Below are 15,940 nucleotides of genomic sequence, written 5' to 3' on the forward strand. Positions count from 1 at the left end.
TGCTCCTTTGTTGATGTCCGTGGTGTGGGTCAGGCCAGCGCCTGGATCCAGCCCAGGCCGTCCTCGGTGCGGGCGGCCGGTTTGTATTCGCAACCGATCCAGCCGTCGTAGCCGACGGCGTCGATGTGCCGGAACAGCCAGCGGTAGTTGATCTCGCCGGTGCCCGGCTCGTTGCGTCCGGGGTTGTCGGCGAGCTGGATGTGGCCGATGGAAGCCAGGTGCTTGCTGATCGTGTTGCCCAGTTCCCCTTCCATGCGCTGCGCATGGTAGATGTCGTACTGCACGCGCAGGTTGTCGGAGCCGACCTCGGCGATGATCGCCAGCGCCTGGTCGGTGCGCGACAGGAAGAAGCCCGGGATGTCGAAGGTGTTGATGGGCTCGATCACCAGGCGGATGCCGGCCCGCTTCAGCTCGGCCGCCGCGTAGCGCAGGTTGTCCACAAAGGTCTTGTGCGCCGCGGCGGGCGTCACGCCCGCGGGGATCTTGCCGGCCAGGCAGTTGACCTGGGGGCAGCCCAGGGCCTGGGCGTACTCGATGGCGCGGGCGACGCCTTGCTTGAATTCCTCGACGCGGTCGGGATGGCAGGCGATGCCGCGCTCGCCGGCTTCCCAGTCGCCGGCGGGCAGGTTGTGCAGCACCTGGACCAGGCCGTTGTCCTTCAGGCGCTTGGCCAGTTCCTGCTTGTCGTAGGCGTACGGGAACAGGTATTCGACCCCCTTGAAGCCGGCGTTTGCGGCGGCCTGGAAGCGGTCCAGGAAGTCGATTTCGGTGAACAGCATCGACAGATTGGCGGCGAATTTGGGCATGGCGTGTGTCTCCTCAGTCCAGCAGGGTGATGGCGGTCGGGGCGTCCTCGCCGTGCTCGGCCAGTTCCTCGAATTCGTTGACTGCGTCGATTTCGTTGCCCATGGAGATGTTGGTGATGCGCTCCAGGATGAATTCGACCACGACCGGCACGCGGAATTCCTTGATCCAGGCGCGCGCCTGGGCGATCGCGGGCTGGATGTCCTCGACCTTCTTCACACGGATGGCCTTGCAGCCCAGGCCTTCCGCGACCTTGACGTGGTCCACGCCGTAGCCGTCGGTCTCCGGTGCGTTGATGTTGTCGAAAGCCAACTGCACGCAATAGTCCATGTCGAAGCCGCGCTGCGACTGGCGGATCAGCCCCAGATAGGCATTATTGACCACAATGTGGATGTAGGGCAGGTTGAACTGCGCGCCCACGGCCAGTTCCTCGATCATGAACTGGAAGTCATAGTCGCCGGACAGGGCGACGATCTCGTCGCCGGTGTTCGCGGCCACCACGCCGAGCGTGGCGGGCACGGTCCAGCCCAGGGGGCCGGCCTGGCCGGCGTTGATCCAGTGGCGCGGGCCGTAGACGTGCAGCATCTGGGCGGCGGCGATCTGCGACAGGCCGATGGTGGTGACGTAGCGTACGTCGCGGCCGAAGGCCTTGTTCATTTCTTCGTACACGCGCTGCGGCTTGAGCGGCGACTGGTCGAAGTGGGTCTTGCGCTGCATGGATTTCTGGCCCTTGCGCGCGCGGCATTCCTGGGCCCAGGCGCTGCGGTCGCGCAATTGGCCGGCGGCCTTCAGGCGCCCGGCCTCTTCGATCATCAGGCGCAGGGCGGCGCCGGCGTCCGAGGCGATGCCGTAATCCGGGCCGAAGACCTTGCCGATCTGGGTCGGGTCGACGTCGATGTGCACGAAGGTGCGGCCCTTGGTGTAGACCGGGGTCGAGCCCGTGTGGCGGTTGGCCCAGCGGTTGCCGATGCCCATGACGAAGTCCGACGCCAGCAGGCTGGCGTTGCCATAGCGGTGGGCGGTCTGCAGGCCGACCATGCCGGCCATCAGCGGATGGTCGTCGGGAATCACGCCCCAGCCCATCAGGGTCGGGATGACCGGCACGCCGGTCAGTTCGGCGAATTCCCGCAGCAGGTCCTCGGCCTCGGCGCTGAAGACGCCGCCGCCGGCGATCAGCAGCGGGCGTTCGGAGGCGTTGAGCATGGCCACGGCGCGGGCGGCCTGGGCCGGGGTGGCCGCGGGCTTGTAGACGGGCAGCGGCTCGTAGGTGTCGATGTCGAATTCGATTTCGGCCATCTGCACATCGAAGGGCAGATCCACCAGCACCGGGCCGGGGCGGCCGGAACGCATGACATGGAAGGCCTGCTGCAGGATGCGGGGCACCAGTTCGGGCTCTCGCGCCATGACGGCCCACTTGGTGACCGGCTTGGCGATGGTTTCGATGTCCACGGCCTGGAAGCTTTCCTTGTGCAGTTGGGCGCGCGGCGCCTGGCCGGTGATGCACAGGATGGGGATGGAGTCGCCGGACGCCGAGTACAGGCCGGTGATCATGTCGGTGCCGGCGGGGCCGGAAGTGCCCAGGCAGACGCCGATGTTGCCGGGGTTGGCGCGGGTGTAGCCCTCGGCCATGTGCGAAGCGCCTTCCACGTGGCGGGCCAGCACGTGCTTGAAGCCGCCGTTCTTGCGCAGGGCGGAGTACAGCGGGTTGATGGCGGCGCCGGGCACGCCGAAGAGCGTGGTGATGCCCTCTTTCTGCAGGACCGCGGCGGCGGCGTCGACTGCTCTCATTCTGGCCATGATTTCTCCTGGATCGGTCGGATGGACATTCGGTGACGGGACCAGAATAAAGAAATCGCCTGGGCGCAGGAATCCCAGCCAGCCTCGCTTCTGTCGATACTATTTGTATGTAATGAACGAGGCCTGGGGTAGAATTTCCATGGCCCGGGACACGCTGGTTTCGTTCTCATTCTGCTGTTTTTCCGTGTTCCGGCGGCTTGTCCAGCCTGCGGGGGGCATTCTTGAGCCGTTATACCGAGATACGCAGTTTTGTATTGATTGCCGAGCAGGGCAGCTTCGCCGCCGCCGCCCTGGTCGAGGGCGTGACACCAGTCGTCATGGGGCGGCGACTGACGGCGCTGGAAAAACGCCTGGGGGTGCAACTGGTGCACCGGTCCACGCGCGGCCTGGTCTTGACGGACCTGGGGGAACGCTATCTGGAGCACTGCCAGCAGTTGATCCAGGACTTCGATGACGCCGATGCCAGCATCATGTCCCGCCGCCAGTCGCTCGCCGGCCACCTGGTGGTATCGGCGCCTGCCTCGTTCGGGCGCCTGCACGTGGCCCCGCACGCCCTGGCGTTTCGCGAACGCTATCCGGATCTGGCGCTGTCCTTCAATTTCACCGACAGCGTGGTGGACCTGGTGCGCGAAGGCTACGACATGGCGATCCGCATCGGCGAGGTCACCGATCCCAATTATGTGGCGGTGCGCCTGTACCCGAACCGCCGCGTGGTGTGCGGCACACCGGCCTATTTCGAGTCGCACGGCGTGCCGCGCGTGCCCGAGGATCTGGCGCGGCACAATTGCCTGGCCTTCAATCTGCAAGGGGGGCAGCACCGTGGCTGGACCTTCGTGCGCGACGGCAAGCCGTTCGCCGTGCGGGTGCGCGGCGACCTGGCCTGCAACGATGGCGAGTTGCTGTACCGCTGGGTGCGCCAGGGCCTGGGCATCGGCTGGCGGTCCACCTGGGAAATCCAGCGCGAACTCAAGCGCGGCGAACTGGTGACAGTGCTCGACGAATTCGCCCTGCCCGCCTACGACATCCAGGCCGTCTATCCGCAGCAGCGCTATCTGCCGGCCAAGGTGCGCTATTTCATCGACGAATTGCGAAACCATTATCATGAACCCGGTTACTGGGAAGGGCGGGGAGCATCTTGAACGCTGAAAAAACGCCGCCGACGGCCGCCGGCAATCGCCGCAACGAGCGGCTCGCCCTGATGGCGCTGGCCGGCATGGCGCTCGTCTGGGGGTATAACTGGGTCGTCATGAAGCAGGTGCTGGCGTATGTCGGCCCCTTCGAGTTTTCCGCGCTGCGCACCCTGTTCGGCGCCGCGGCGCTGCTGCTGGTGCTGAAATTTCTGCGGCGTCCCATGCGCATCCGGGCCTGGCCCCGCGTGGTGCTGCTGGGCGTGTTGCAGACCGGGATGTTTTCCGCCCTGATCCAGCTTGCCTTGCTGCAGGGCGGCGCGGGCAAGACCTCGATCCTGGTGTATACGATGCCGTTCTGGGTCATCCCGCTGGCCTGGGCGGCGTTCGGCGAACGGATCCGGGGGGCGCAATGGCTGGCGCTGGCGCTGGCCGCGACGGGGTTGCTGCTGATCCTGGAGCCCTGGAACCATCACGCGGGCATCGTCAGCGAAGTGCTGGCCCTCGCCTCGGGCCTGTGCTGGGCGCTGGCGACCCTGGTGGCGAAATGGATCAAGCGCGACCACCCGATGGACGCGCTGCCGTTGACGGCGTGGCAGATGCTGTTTGGCGCGCTGGCGCTGTGCGTCGCCGCCTGGCTGGTGCCGGAAAAGCCGATCGAGCCCGTGCCTTATTTCTACGCGGCGCTGGCCTACAACGCGATCCTTGCGACGGCGCTGGCCTGGTTCCTGTGGTTGTTCGCCCTGCAGCACTTGTCGGCCGGCGTGGCGGGCCTGTCGTCGCTGGGCGTGCCGGTGGTCGGGGTGCTGGCCGGCTGGCTGGAATTGGGCGAGGTCCCCGGCGGGCTGGAACTGGCCGGGATGATCCTGATCGGCGTGGCCCTGGCCGTGGTCAGCCTGCGGTCGATGGGCGGGCGCAAATAGGGATTGCGGCGCTGGCGTCGATCCGGCGCCGCGCGGATGTTCAGTCCGTCACCGGAATCACGCCGGGCGCGTCCATCGGGACGACGTCGCAGTTCTCGCCCGGGCCGGATCGGTCGACGATCAGGAAGTCGGAGACGGCTTCCAGCGCCAGCAGCGGATGGTGCCAGACGCCGCGCGCGTAGTTCACGCCCTGATCGCCCCGGCACAGGAACACGCGCAGGTCGGCGACCGCGGGCCTGGAGGCGGGGTCGGCGACCACGACCAGGTAGGGACGGCCCGACAAGGGAATGAAGGCCTGGCTGGCTTTCGGATGGCGCTCCATCATGGTGACGGTGAAGGGCAGCGTGCGCGGCAGGCCGCGGAAGATCGACACGATGGCGCGGCCGTCCTCGCCCGGATCGATGCGCGCCAGGTCGTGATAGCGTTCCGTGTTGCCTTCGTTGATGGTGAAGTGATTGGCCGCGTCGTCGGCCTGGATCACATCGCCGAAGGGCGCGAAGGCCTCGCGCGTCAGGGGCTCGATGGTCAGGAGCGTCGGCGTGGTGGTCATGTGGGACTCCATGGGGTTTTCAGCGTGTCAGGCGGCGAACCGGGCGTCGAGCCGGAAACGCGCGATCTGCCCGATCTGGTCCAGGCAGGTGTCGAATTCGGTTTCCCGATCGTTGCGCAGCCGGTGTTCGATCGCGTCCATGATCTGGTAGCGGCTGCGCCCTTTGACGGCGATCACGAAGGGGAAGCCGAATTGCTGGCGGTAGGCGGCGTTCAGGCCGCGCAGGCGCCGCAGTTCTTCCGGGCTGCACTGGTCCAGGCCGGCGCCTCGCTGTTCGTTGGTCGAGTCGTTGGTCAGGGTGCCTTCGGCGGCTTCCTTGCCGGCGAGTTCCGGGTGGGCGGCGATGAGGGCGAGCTGTTCCGCCGGATCGGCTTCGCGCACCACGCGCATCATGGCCTGATGCAGCGCGTCCACGTCGGCGAAGGGCCGGGCGGCCCAGGCGCGTTCCGGAATCCAGGGAGAATGTTCGAAGATCGAACCGAGTTCCCGGGAAAACTCGGCCTGGGTCAGGGAGGATAGTTCGTGCAGGGTCATGACAGGGGGGGATGAGTGCATCATGATGGAAAGTCTACGGTGTATCGCGCGCCAAATGAAGGGCGCGGGGCGGTATAAGTGGTATATGCTGTGCCGCATTCCCGGGGGCGGCAGGACTCGCTCCCGTCCGAACGGAGAACCCCACGATGTCGACACGACGCGGTAGCGAAACGCTGGATACGTATCTGCTGAAGGTGTTCAGCATCCTCATGGCCGAACGCAGCGTGTCGCGCACGGCGCTGAAGCTCAATCAGTCCCAGCCCGCCATCAGCGTGGCGCTGAAGAACCTGCGCCAGATCCTGCAGGATCCGCTGCTGGTGCGCGAAAAGGGCGGCATGGTGCCCACCGATCGGGCGCTCGCCATCCTGGAGCACGCCCGCACGGCGCTGGCCTCGATCGATTCGATGCTGGAGGCGGGCGGCGCCTTCGAGCCCGACAGCAGCCGCCAGGTTTTTCGCATCGGCTCGCCGGATTACCTGGCGCCGGCCTTCGCCGCGTCGGTGGTGGCGCGCTTCAGGCGCGAGGCCCCGCATGCGCGGCTGGTGCTGCATTCCCTGGGGCCGGATTTCGATTTCGAGCATTCCCTGGCCGAAGGCGAGCTGGACGTGGTGATCGGCAACTGGCCCGAGCCGCCCGACCGCATGCATCTGTCGGTGCTGCTGGAAGACGAGATCGTGTGCATGGTGGCGGCCGACCATCCGCTGGCGCGGCGCGGCATGACGCTGGACGATTACCGGCGCGTGCCGCACGTGGTGCCGACCCCGTATTCCATCACCCAGCGCGGCATGATCGACACGGTGCTGACATCCCTGCGCATCCAGCGCGAGGAATGCGTCGAGGCGCAATCCTTCATGCTGGCGCCCTACCTGCTGCCGGGCACGGACCTGGTGTTCACCACCACACGGCATTTCGCCCGCTACTACACGGAACTGTTGCCGCTGGCGGTCCTGGAATCGCCGATCGAGTTCCCGCCGATGCGGTTCTATCAGTTGTGGCATGCGCGCAATCATCATGCGCCCTCCCATCAATGGCTGCGGCACCTGCTGGGCGACTGCGGAAAAGGCGTGCTGGCGCGGCAGGGCTGAAGGCGCCCCGCGCGCGCCGGGCCGAGGTCCTCAGATCGCCCAGCCGCCCAGGTAGAACACGGCCAGGGCGATGGCGATGGCCAGCGTGCCGATGTTCAGCCGGCGCCATTCGCCGGCGAACAGGCGGCCGATCACCAGGGTGCAGAAGCCCAGCATGATGCCGGTGACGATGTTGCAGGTCAGCACGATGAACACGGCGCAGACCATGCCGGCCATGGTGTCCACGGTGTCGTCCAGGTGCAGCTTGCGCACGCCGCCGAGCATCAGCAGGCCCACGTACATCAGGGCTGGCGCGGTGGCGTAGGACGGCACCAGGCCCGCCAGCGGCGACAGGAAGATCAGGGCCAGGAAGCCCAGGCCGACGATGGTGGCGGTCAGGCCGGTCTTGCCGCCGGCCGCCGTGCCGGCCGCCGATTCGATGTAGGCCGCCGCCGGAGCGCCGCCCAGACCGGCCGATACGATGGAGCTCACCGAATCCGCCGTCAGGGCGCGGCCGCCGTTGATGATCTGACCGTTCTGGTCCAGTTGGCCGGCCTGGCCGGCCACGGCGCGGATGGTACCCGTGGCATCGAACACGGCCGTCATGACCAGGGCGAGGACGCTGGGGATGACGACCGCGTTGAGCGCGCCGCCGACGTCCATGACGCCGATCAGCGAGTGCTCGCCGCCGAAGGATGGCAGGGCGAACAGGCCCTTGAAGGTCACGGCGGGATCCCAGATCAGGCCGAAGACCGACAGCGCCACGATGACCAGCAGGATGCCGCCCGGCACGCGCCGACGCTCCAGGCCGAAGATCGCCGCCAGGCCCAGGACCGACAACAGGGCCGGCATGGCGCCGATGGCGCCCAGGGACACCGGCAGGCCGGGGCCGGGGTTCTTCACCACCAGGCCGACTTCGTTGGCGGCGATCAGCAGCAGGAACAGGCCGATGCCGATGCCGGTGCCGTGCGCGATGCCGGTCGGCAGGTTGCGCAGGATCCAGCTGCGCACCCCGGTGGCCGAGATCGCGGTGAAGATGACGCCCATCAGGAACACCGCGCCCAGGGCGACGGCGGGCGACAGGCCCTGGCCCAGGACCAGGTCGAAGGCCGTGAAGGCAGTCAGCGAGATCGCGCAGCCCACGGCGATCGGCAGGTTGGCCCACAGGCCCATCAGCAGCGAGCCGAAGGCGCTGGTGAGACAGACCGCGATGAAGACCGAAGAGGTATCGAAGCCCGCCTTGCCCAGCATGCCGGGGACGACGAAGACGGAATAGACCATCGCCAGGAAAGTCGTCAGTCCGGCCAGGGTCTCCTGGCGCACGCTGGTGCCGCGGGCCGCCAGCTGGAAGCGCTGATCGAGCCACGAGGTCGGGGCGGCGGGGGTTGCGGGGGCGCCAATCCCCGCCGGCAAGGCGTGTTCCTGCTCGCTCATGAGCGGTGTCTCCTGAATGGTTGGCGCCTTCTGATGCGGCGGGCGCTTGAGGGTCCGGACCATTCTAGGGACGCGATTTCGGGCTGTGCGCGCGCGGGCCTGATGACGACTATCAAGCCCCGATGATGTCTTCTGGGAAGGATCAGGGTTTGTCCGAATGCCGCGCGGGCGGATTCTGGCGGCCGTCATCGAGGCTGGCCTGCAGCATGGCGGCGACCTTGGCAATGCACTGGCGCAGCCAGACGACTTCCGGTGCGCCGTGGCAGCGGCGGTGCCACAGCAGGTAGAAGCGCATGGGCGGGAAGGGCAGGGGCGAAGGCAGGATGGAAATGGGCAGGTAGCGCGCGTAGTGCTGGGCGAATTGGCGGCCGGTGGTGAAGATCAGGTCGGTGCGCAGCAGCATGCCGGCCACCTGGCCGAAATAGGGAATGGTCATCTGGATGTTGCGCTTCAGGCCCTGGGACGCCAGGTGGCCGTCGATGAAGCTCTGGCGTTCGGTCACGTGGGGGAAAGGCGCCAGGTGCGGCAGTTCCAGGTAGTGTTTCAGGGTCAGTTCGCGGTGGGCGGCCGGGTTCTGGCTGCCGATCATGCAGACGACCTCGTCGTCGAACAGCCGCGCCATGTGCATCTGCGGCGGCGGTTCGAGCCAGTTGCCGATGACCACGTCCAGGCCGCCGTCCTCCAGGCCGCCCGCATAGTCGTAATCGGCGTTGATCGGGTGTACGATGAATTTGGCGTGTGGCGCCTCGCGGCGCAGGATTTCGGCGATGTTCGGCAGGAACATCGCATCCAGATAGTCGGGCGCTCCCAGGTGGAATTCCCGCGTGGTCCGGGCCGGATCGAACGCGCCGGGCGGCTGTGTGATGCGCTCGATGGCGTTCAGCGCATCGTTGGCGTGCGCCAGCAGTTCCAGGCCGCGGGCGGTGGGCACCATGCCGGTCTTGCCGCGCACCAGGACCGGATCGCCGGTGATGTCGCGCAGGCGGCGCAGCGAATTGCTCAGTGCCGGCTGCGACAGCCCCAGCTTGATGGCGGCGCGCGAGACGCTCTGTTCGGTCAGCAGGATCTGCAGGATGCGCAGCAGGTGCGTATCCAGGGGTTCGCGGGTTCGTTGCATCGGCCTATTATTCACGCGCGTGCGCCGCCCGTCCACCGGATCCCGGCCTGATGTTGTCCATCATTCCGGGTGAATGGCCCGGGCGGTCGCGCGGTGATATCTTGGACGCAAGAAACCCCTGGACGGTTCTTCGCGTCGCGGCGCTCCGTTGCCGCCCGACCCGCCCAGAGGCGCCAACACCCATTCAATGAAAAGAGGGATGCGATGGAGACCGATGTCATTCGCTTTCATTATCGTGGCCAGACCCACGAAGTTTCCGGTCAGCCCACGACCCGCACCGTGCTGCAGTACCTGCGCGAGGATCTGGGCTGCATGGGCACCAAGGAAGGCTGCGCCGAGGGCGACTGCGGTGCCTGTACCGTCATGGTGGCCGAGCCCGATGGCTGGGGCGGCGTGGCCATGCGGGCGGTGAACGCCTGCATCCAGTTTCTGCCCACGCTCGACGGCAAGGCGCTGTATACGGTCGAGGACCTGCGCCAGGAGGACGGCGCGCTGCATCCGGTTCAGCAGGCCATGGTCGATTGCCACGGCTCACAGTGCGGTTTCTGCACCCCGGGTTTCGTCATGTCCCTGTGGGGCATGTACCTGGCGCATGGGCCGCAGGATCCGGCGCCCACGCGGACCGAAATCGACGACGCGCTGTCGGGCAATCTGTGCCGCTGCACAGGCTATCAGCCCATCGTGCGCGCGGCCGGCGAAATGTTCAACTATCCCGCCGCGCCCTTCGACCGGGCTGCCCTGGCCGACGTCCTGTCCGCGCTGCGGCGCGACGACGTCTTTACCTACACGCACGACGGCCACACATTCCATGCGCCGCGCACCCTGGCCCAGCTGGCGCAACTGCGCCTGGATCACCCCGACGCCCGCATCCTGGCCGGCAGCACCGACGTGGGCCTGTGGGTGACCAAGCAGTTCCGTGATCTGCCGCACCTGATCTACATCGGCCAGGTGGCCGAACTGCGCGACATCCGCCTGGAAGGCGACGACCTGCTGATCGGCGCGGGCGCGCTGCTGAACGACGCGTTCGACGCCCTGGTCGGGCATCTTCCCGAACTGGCCGAAATGCGCCAGCGTTTCGCGTCCTTCCCGATCCGCAATGCGGGCACGCTGGGCGGCAACGTGGCCAACGGATCGCCGATCGGCGACTCCATGCCGGGCCTGATCGCCCTGGGCGCCCGCATCATCCTGCGCCGGGGCGAACGGGTGCGCGAGATGCCGCTCGAGGATTACTACCTGGGTTATCAGAAGAATGCGTCCGAGCCCGGCGAATTCGTGCAGGGCCTGCGCGTGCCCGTGCGGGTGGCCGGCCGCCAGTTCCGCCATTACAAGCTGTCCAAGCGCTTCGACCAGGACATCTCGGCGGTGTGCGCGGCCTTCGCCGTGATCCTGGACGCGTCGGGTGTCGTGAAATCCGTGCGCACCGGCTTCGGCGGGGTCGCGGCCACGCCCAGCCGCGCGCATGCCGTGGAGGCCGCCCTGCAGGGCCAGCCCTGGGACGAGCCCCATATCCGCGCCGCGATGGACGCCGTGGGACAGGACTTCAAGCCCCTGACCGACATGCGCGCCAGCAGCGAATACCGCCTGCTGGCCTCGCGCAATCTGCTGTACCGCTTCTATCTGGAAACCGCCCCTGGGGCGCCGCTGGCGACGCATCAGGTCAGTACGGCCGCACTGGCCGACATCGCTTGAGGAGGCCGTCATGAACATGCGCATCAACGTGCCGGTCGAACTGGACCGGCTGGCGGTCGCCAACGACCGCATTCCCCGTCCCGTCGAGGGCGAACCCGCCGCGGGCGCGTCCAGCCCGCACGAATCCGCTGCGCTGCACGTCACCGGCGAGGCCCTCTACACCGACGATATTCCCGAACTGCGGGGCACCGTCTACGCCGCCCTGGGACTGTCCGCCAAGGCGCACGCCCGTGTGCGCGGCATGGACCTGGAGGCCGTGCGCCGCGCCCCGGACGTCGTCGCCGTGTTCACGGCCCGCGACATTCCCGGCGAAAACAACTGCGGCCCGGTGCTGCACGACGATCCCCTGCTGGCCGACGAACTGGTCCAGTATGTCGGCCAGCCGCTGTTCCTGGTGGTGGCGCGCTCGGTGGACGCCGCGCGCCGCGCCGCGCGCCTGGGCAAGATCGACTACGAGGAACTGCCCCATCTGCTCACGCCGGTGCAGGCCAAGGAAGCCGGATCGCGCACGCTGCCCGACATGCGCCTGGTCCAGGGCGACGTCCAGGCCGCGCTGGCTGCCGCGCCGCGCCGCCTGACGGGGACGTTCGACTGCGGAGGCCAGGAGCAGTTCTACCTGGAGGGCCAGATCGCCTACGCGATCCCGCGCGAGAAGGACGGCATGCTGGTCTGGTGCTCCACCCAGCACCCGACGGAAATGCAGGCCGTGGTCGGCCATACGCTCGGCTGGCACGCCCACCAGGTCCAGGTCGAATGCCGGCGCATGGGCGGCGGCTTCGGGGGCAAGGAATCCCAGTCGGCGGTTTTCGCGTGCCTGGCCTCGGTCGCCGCGCACCGGCTGCGGCGGCCGGTGAAGCTGCGCGCCGACCGGGACGACGACATGATGATTACCGGCAAGCGCCATGGTTTTCACTACGCGTACGAAGTCGGTTACGACGACGAGGGCCGGATCCTGGGCATGCGCCTGGACATGACGCTGCATTCCGGGTTTTCGGCCGATCTGTCCGAGGCCGTCGCCAGCCGCGCCGTGTGCCACTTCGACAACGCCTATTACATCCCGGCGGCGGATGTGCGCGCCATGTGCGGCAAGACGAACACGCAGTCGAACACGGCCTTTCGCGGCTTCGGCGGCCCGCAGGGCGCGCTGCTGACCGAAGTCGTGATCGACCGCATCGCCCGCGAACTGGGCCGCGATCCGCTGGATGTGCGCCAGACCAATTTCTACGGCATCGAAACGCGCAACACCACCCCCTACGGTCAGGTGGTCGAGGGCAATCTGATCGAGCCGCTGGTGGCCGAACTGGTCGACAGCTCCGATTACCGGGCGCGCCGCCAGGCGGTGAACGACTTCAACGCGTCCAACCCCATCCTGAAAAAGGGCCTGGCGCTGACGCCGGTGAAGTTCGGCATTTCCTTCAACGTGCCGGCTTTCAACCAGGCGGGCGCGCTGGTGCACATCTACCGCGACGGCTCGGTGCTGGTGAACCACGGCGGCACGGAAATGGGCCAGGGCCTGAACACCAAGGTCGCCCAGATCGTGGCCAACACCCTGGGGCTGGACCTGGACTGCGTGCGCGTCACGGCCACCGATACCTTCAAGGTCGCCAACACCTCCGCCACGGCGGCTTCCACGGGCACCGACCTGAACGGCAAGGCGGCCGAGGACGCCGCGCTGCAGTTGCGCACGCGCCTGGCCGATTTCGCCGCCCGCAAATACGGCGGCAAACCCGACGACGTGGTCTTCGCCTGGCGCCAGGTCAACGTCAACGGCCGCAACATCCCGTTCGGCCAGTTGGCCGACGAGGCCTACTGGGACCGCGTGCAGTTGTGGTCCGACGGTTTCTACGCCACCCCGGGCATCACCTGGGACAAGGCCACCATGCACGGCCGGCCGTTCTTCTATTTCGCCTTCGGGGCGGCGGTGTCGGAAGTGGTGGTGGATACGCTGACCGGCGAATGGAAATTGCTGCGCGCCGACATCCTGCACGATGCCGGGGCGTCCATCAATCCGGCGATCGACCTGGGACAGATCGAGGGCGGCTACATCCAGGGCACGGGCTGGCTGACCACCGAGGAGCTCTGGTGGCGCGACGATGGCCGCCTGATGACGCACGCGCCGTCCACCTACAAGATCCCGGCCATCAGCGACTGCCCGCGCGATTTCCGTGTGAGCCTGTTCCGGGCGCAGAACCTGAAGGACACCGTGCACCGTTCCAAGGCGGTGGGCGAGCCCCCGCTGCTGCACGGCATCAGCACCTTCAACGCGCTCTGCGACGCGGTGGCGGCGGTGGGCGACGGGCGGACCTCGCCCGATCTGCGGGCGCCGGCCACGCCGGAAGCCATCCTGAAGGCAGCCGAGGGCCTGCGGAAACGCAGCGCGGCCTGATGCACGCCTGGATCGATCAGGCCCTGTGGTGCCTGGATCGGCGCCAGGCGGCGGTGCTGGTCACGGTCGCCTGGGTCCAGGGATCGGCCCCGCGCGAGGCCGGGGCGAAGATGCTGGTGTCCGAGGGCCACCAGTGGCTCACCATCGGCGGCGGACACCTGGAATGGAAGGCGGCCGGGTTCGCCCGGGCGCGCTTGCGCGCGGACGACGGCCCCGACCGCTGGATCGAGGCCCTGCCCCTGGGACCGGCGCTGGGCCAGTGCTGCGGCGGCATGGTGCACTTGCTGTTCGAGCGTCTGCGGGAATCCGACCGCGGCTGGCTGGAAGCCCTGCGCGCCGGCCTGCAGTCGCCGGCCGGCCGCATCCGCGAAGTCGGCCTGGGCGGGGAAGGCGTGCAGCCCTGGGTGCGCGTGTCCGCGCCGGACGAGGCGGATGCGGCGGCCGATGTCGGCCTCGCGGACCCGTCCGGGCCGGATCCCGACCGGCTGCTGCGTCCCGATCCCGTCCGGGGCTGCCTGACGTTGCGCGAGGCCGTGCGCCCCGATCCGCTGCATGTGGTGATCTTCGGCGCCGGCCACGTCGGCCAGGCCCTGGTGCATGTCCTGGGCACCCTGCCCTGCCGGGTGACCTGGGTGGATGCGCGCGACGACCTGTTTCCGGACGCGGTGCCGCCGAATGTGCTGATCGAAGCGACCGACACGCCGGAGGCCGTGATCGACGAGGCGCCGCCCGGCGGCTGCTTCCTGATCATGACCCACGACCACGCGCTCGACCAGCGCCTGTGCGAGCGATTGCTGCGGCGCGACGACGTGGCGTATTTCGGCCTGATCGGCTCTCAGACCAAGCGGCGCAAGTTCGAGCATCGGTTCCGCGCGCGCGGCATCGCGCCGGAACGGATCGCGCGCATCGTATGTCCCATCGGCGAACCCGGCATCGAAGGCAAACAGCCCGCCGTGATCGCCGTCGCGGTCGCCGCCCAGTTGCTGCGCCTGCGTTCCGGGCGTGAGCGACGGGCCGCCGCGCCGGCTCGGGCCGAAACCCCCGTACACACAGAGGAGACCCCATGACGTCCACGACCCCGTCCGCGCCCGCCGGGACGCAGGCATCCGGCCCGCAGGCCTACCGCGCGCAATTGCTGTATTTCCGCGACACGCCCAAGGCCGAGGACGAGGCCTGTGAATGGATCCGCGATGGCCTGCTGGTCGTGCGCGACGGCCGCATCGAACAATGCGGCGACTACGATCGGCTGATCGGCGACCTGCCCCCCGGCACGCCGGTCAACGACTGGCGCGGCCGCCTGATCACGCCGGGTTTCATCGATACCCACATCCACTATCCGCAGACGGACATGATCGCCTCGCCGGCGCCCGGTCTGCTGCCCTGGCTGGAAACCTATACCTTCCCGACCGAACGGCGGTTCGAGAATCCGGAATACGCCCAGGACGTGGCGCGTTTCTTCCTGGATGAATTGCTGCGCTGCGGCACGACCACCGCGCTGGTGTACTGCACCGTCCACCCGGGTTCGGCCCAGGCCTTCTTCGAGGAGAGCCACGCGCGTGATCTGCGCATGGTGGCGGGCAAGGTCATGATGGACCGCAATTGTCCGGAATACCTGCGTGACACGGCGGAATCCGGCGCCCGCGACAGCGAGGACCTGATCCGGCGCTGGCACGGCACGGGACGCCAGATGTACGCCCTGACGCCGCGCTTCGCGCCGACCTCCACGCCCGAGCAACTGCGTCTGTGCGGCGAACTGGCCAAACGCTATCCGGACGTGTTCATCCAGTCGCACGTGTCTGAGAACCGCGACGAGGTGAAGTGGGTCATGGACCTGTTTCCCGGCTATCGCAGCTACCTGGACATCTACGACCAGTACGGCCTGCTGCGGCCCCGGTCGGTCTATGGGCACTGCGTCTGGCTGGACGACGACGACCGCCGCCGCATGCGCGACGCGGGCGCCGTCGCCGCCCACTGCCCCACGTCCAACCAGTTCCTGGGCAGCGGCCTGTTCGACTTCGCGGCGGCCAAGGACTTCGGCATGCCGGTGGCCCTGGCCACCGATGTGGGCGGCGGCTCGTCCTTTTCCATGCTGCTGACGATGAACGAGGCGCACAAGGTCGCGCGTCTGTCGGGTCACTACCTGACGGCGCGGCGCATGTTCTGGCAGGCCACGCAGGGCGCGGCCAAGCACCTGGGCCTGACGGGCAGGATCGGCACGCTGGAGCCGGGCGCCGAGGCCGACTTCATCGTCCTGGATCCCAAGGCCACCCCGCTGCTGGAGCGCCGCAGCGCCCTGGCCGAATCGCTGGAGGAACTGCTGTTCGCCCTGGCGATGCTGGGCGACGATCGCGCCATCGCCGCCACCTACGCGGCGGGGCGGGAGGTGCACCGGCGCGGGTAGATGGACCCCACGCTGCGCAGCCTGCGGCCGCTTGCTGCCCCCGAGGGGGCGTCTTTTGCCTTGGGGCGGCCCGGCGGCAAAAGGGCCCCCACGCTGCGCAGCCTGCGGCCGCGT

13 protein-coding genes are annotated in these 15,940 nt (G+C 68.0%); 7 read left to right on the plus strand and 6 right to left on the minus strand.

The annotated features are described in order from the left end of the window. Nucleotides 1–29 precede the first annotated feature (29 nt). Together hyi and gcl are read right to left on the minus strand one after the other, a co-directional pair. The gene (gene hyi, locus O4H32_RS02040) at nt 30–806 is read right to left on the minus strand and encodes a hydroxypyruvate isomerase (protein WP_269356206.1); all 777 of its coding nucleotides are present in this window, start codon (nt 804–806) and stop codon (nt 30–32) included. Nucleotides 807–819: 13 nt separating this feature from the next. Further along, the gene (gene gcl, locus O4H32_RS02045; RefSeq protein WP_269356208.1) at nt 820–2,601 is read right to left on the minus strand and encodes a glyoxylate carboligase; all 1,782 of its coding nucleotides are present in this window, start codon (nt 2,599–2,601) and stop codon (nt 820–822) included. Between the two features lie 221 nt (nt 2,602–2,822). Between gcl and O4H32_RS02050 the strand changes: the two genes are divergently transcribed. Then, the gene (locus O4H32_RS02050) at nt 2,823–3,740 is read left to right on the plus strand and encodes a LysR family transcriptional regulator (protein ID WP_269356210.1); all 918 of its coding nucleotides are present in this window, start codon (nt 2,823–2,825) and stop codon (nt 3,738–3,740) included. Continuing rightward, nucleotides 3,737–4,651, plus strand: coding sequence for a DMT family transporter (locus O4H32_RS02055; RefSeq protein ID WP_269356212.1), 915 nt, complete (start codon nt 3,737–3,739; stop codon nt 4,649–4,651). Before O4H32_RS02050 ends, O4H32_RS02055 begins: the two co-directional genes overlap by 4 nt. A 40-nt stretch (nt 4,652–4,691) precedes the next feature. On the opposite strand, the gene O4H32_RS02060 is transcribed toward O4H32_RS02055, so the two are convergent. Next, nucleotides 4,692–5,201 (minus strand): ureidoglycolate lyase, encoded by a 510-nt coding sequence (locus O4H32_RS02060; RefSeq protein ID WP_269356214.1) that lies wholly within the window; start codon nt 5,199–5,201, stop codon nt 4,692–4,694. Nucleotides 5,202–5,228: 27 nt separating this feature from the next. Then, nucleotides 5,229–5,759, minus strand: a complete 531-nt coding sequence (gene uraD / locus O4H32_RS02065; RefSeq protein ID WP_269356216.1) for a 2-oxo-4-hydroxy-4-carboxy-5-ureidoimidazoline decarboxylase — start codon at nt 5,757–5,759, stop codon at nt 5,229–5,231. Between the two features lie 122 nt (nt 5,760–5,881). Here uraD and O4H32_RS02070 point away from each other — a divergent pair, with 122 nt between their 5' ends. Then, on the plus strand, nt 5,882–6,820 hold the full coding sequence (locus O4H32_RS02070) for a LysR substrate-binding domain-containing protein (protein ID WP_269356218.1): 939 nt from the start codon (nt 5,882–5,884) through the stop codon (nt 6,818–6,820). Between the two features lie 30 nt (nt 6,821–6,850). Here the strand turns inward: O4H32_RS02070 and O4H32_RS02075 are convergent, their stop codons facing one another. Both O4H32_RS02075 and O4H32_RS02080 read right to left on the minus strand, forming a co-directional pair. Next, nucleotides 6,851–8,233, minus strand: a complete 1,383-nt coding sequence (locus tag O4H32_RS02075; protein ID WP_269356220.1) for an NCS2 family permease — start codon at nt 8,231–8,233, stop codon at nt 6,851–6,853. A gap of 142 nt (nt 8,234–8,375) precedes the next feature. Then, complete coding sequence (locus O4H32_RS02080) at nt 8,376–9,350, minus strand: LysR family transcriptional regulator (RefSeq protein ID WP_269356222.1); 975 nt, start codon at nt 9,348–9,350, stop codon at nt 8,376–8,378. 204 nt (nt 9,351–9,554) lie between these two features. Between O4H32_RS02080 and xdhA the strand changes: the two genes are divergently transcribed. From xdhA to guaD, 4 genes are read left to right on the plus strand one after another with little or no spacing between them, the layout of a single operon-like run. Continuing rightward, a complete protein-coding gene (gene xdhA, locus O4H32_RS02085) occupies nt 9,555–11,039 on the plus strand; it encodes a xanthine dehydrogenase small subunit (RefSeq protein ID WP_269356224.1) in 1,485 nt (494 codons plus the stop codon). Nucleotides 11,040–11,061: 22 nt separating this feature from the next. After that, nucleotides 11,062–13,425, plus strand: coding sequence for a xanthine dehydrogenase molybdopterin binding subunit (gene xdhB, locus O4H32_RS02090; RefSeq protein ID WP_407932601.1), 2,364 nt, complete (start codon nt 11,062–11,064; stop codon nt 13,423–13,425). Then, entirely contained in the window at nt 13,425–14,492 is a 1,068-nt protein-coding gene (gene xdhC / locus O4H32_RS02095; RefSeq protein WP_269356228.1) for a xanthine dehydrogenase accessory protein XdhC, read from the plus strand. The genes xdhB and xdhC overlap by 1 nt, the downstream gene beginning before the upstream one ends. Then, complete coding sequence (guaD, locus tag O4H32_RS02100) at nt 14,489–15,826, plus strand: guanine deaminase (protein WP_269356229.1); 1,338 nt, start codon at nt 14,489–14,491, stop codon at nt 15,824–15,826. Before xdhC ends, guaD begins: the two co-directional genes overlap by 4 nt. The last annotated feature ends 114 nt before the right edge of the window (nt 15,827–15,940 follow it).

The sequence above is a fragment of the Castellaniella denitrificans genome (genome assembly GCF_027214045.1).
GTDB classification, from domain to species: domain Bacteria; phylum Pseudomonadota; class Gammaproteobacteria; order Burkholderiales; family Burkholderiaceae_B; genus Castellaniella; species Castellaniella denitrificans_A.

What these genes read in the sequence shown, in the direction of transcription:
- hyi (WP_269356206.1), bottom strand. Translation starts at nt 806, where the DNA reads ATGCCCAAATTCGCCGCCAATCTGTCGATGCTGTTCACCGAAATCGAC.
- gcl (WP_269356208.1), bottom strand. Translation starts at nt 2,601, where the DNA reads ATGGCCAGAATGAGAGCAGTCGACGCCGCCGCCGCGGTCCTGCAGAAA.
- O4H32_RS02060 (WP_269356214.1), bottom strand. Translation starts at nt 5,201, where the DNA reads ATGACCACCACGCCGACGCTCCTGACCATCGAGCCCCTGACGCGCGAG.
- uraD (WP_269356216.1), bottom strand. Translation starts at nt 5,759, where the DNA reads ATGATGCACTCATCCCCCCCTGTCATGACCCTGCACGAACTATCCTCC.
- O4H32_RS02070 (WP_269356218.1), top strand. Translation starts at nt 5,882, where the DNA reads ATGTCGACACGACGCGGTAGCGAAACGCTGGATACGTATCTGCTGAAG.
- O4H32_RS02075 (WP_269356220.1), bottom strand. Translation starts at nt 8,233, where the DNA reads ATGAGCGAGCAGGAACACGCCTTGCCGGCGGGGATTGGCGCCCCCGCA.
- O4H32_RS02080 (WP_269356222.1), bottom strand. Translation starts at nt 9,350, where the DNA reads ATGCAACGAACCCGCGAACCCCTGGATACGCACCTGCTGCGCATCCTG.
- xdhA (WP_269356224.1), top strand. Translation starts at nt 9,555, where the DNA reads ATGGAGACCGATGTCATTCGCTTTCATTATCGTGGCCAGACCCACGAA.
- xdhC (WP_269356228.1), top strand. Translation starts at nt 13,425, where the DNA reads ATGCACGCCTGGATCGATCAGGCCCTGTGGTGCCTGGATCGGCGCCAG.
- guaD (WP_269356229.1), top strand. Translation starts at nt 14,489, where the DNA reads ATGACGTCCACGACCCCGTCCGCGCCCGCCGGGACGCAGGCATCCGGC.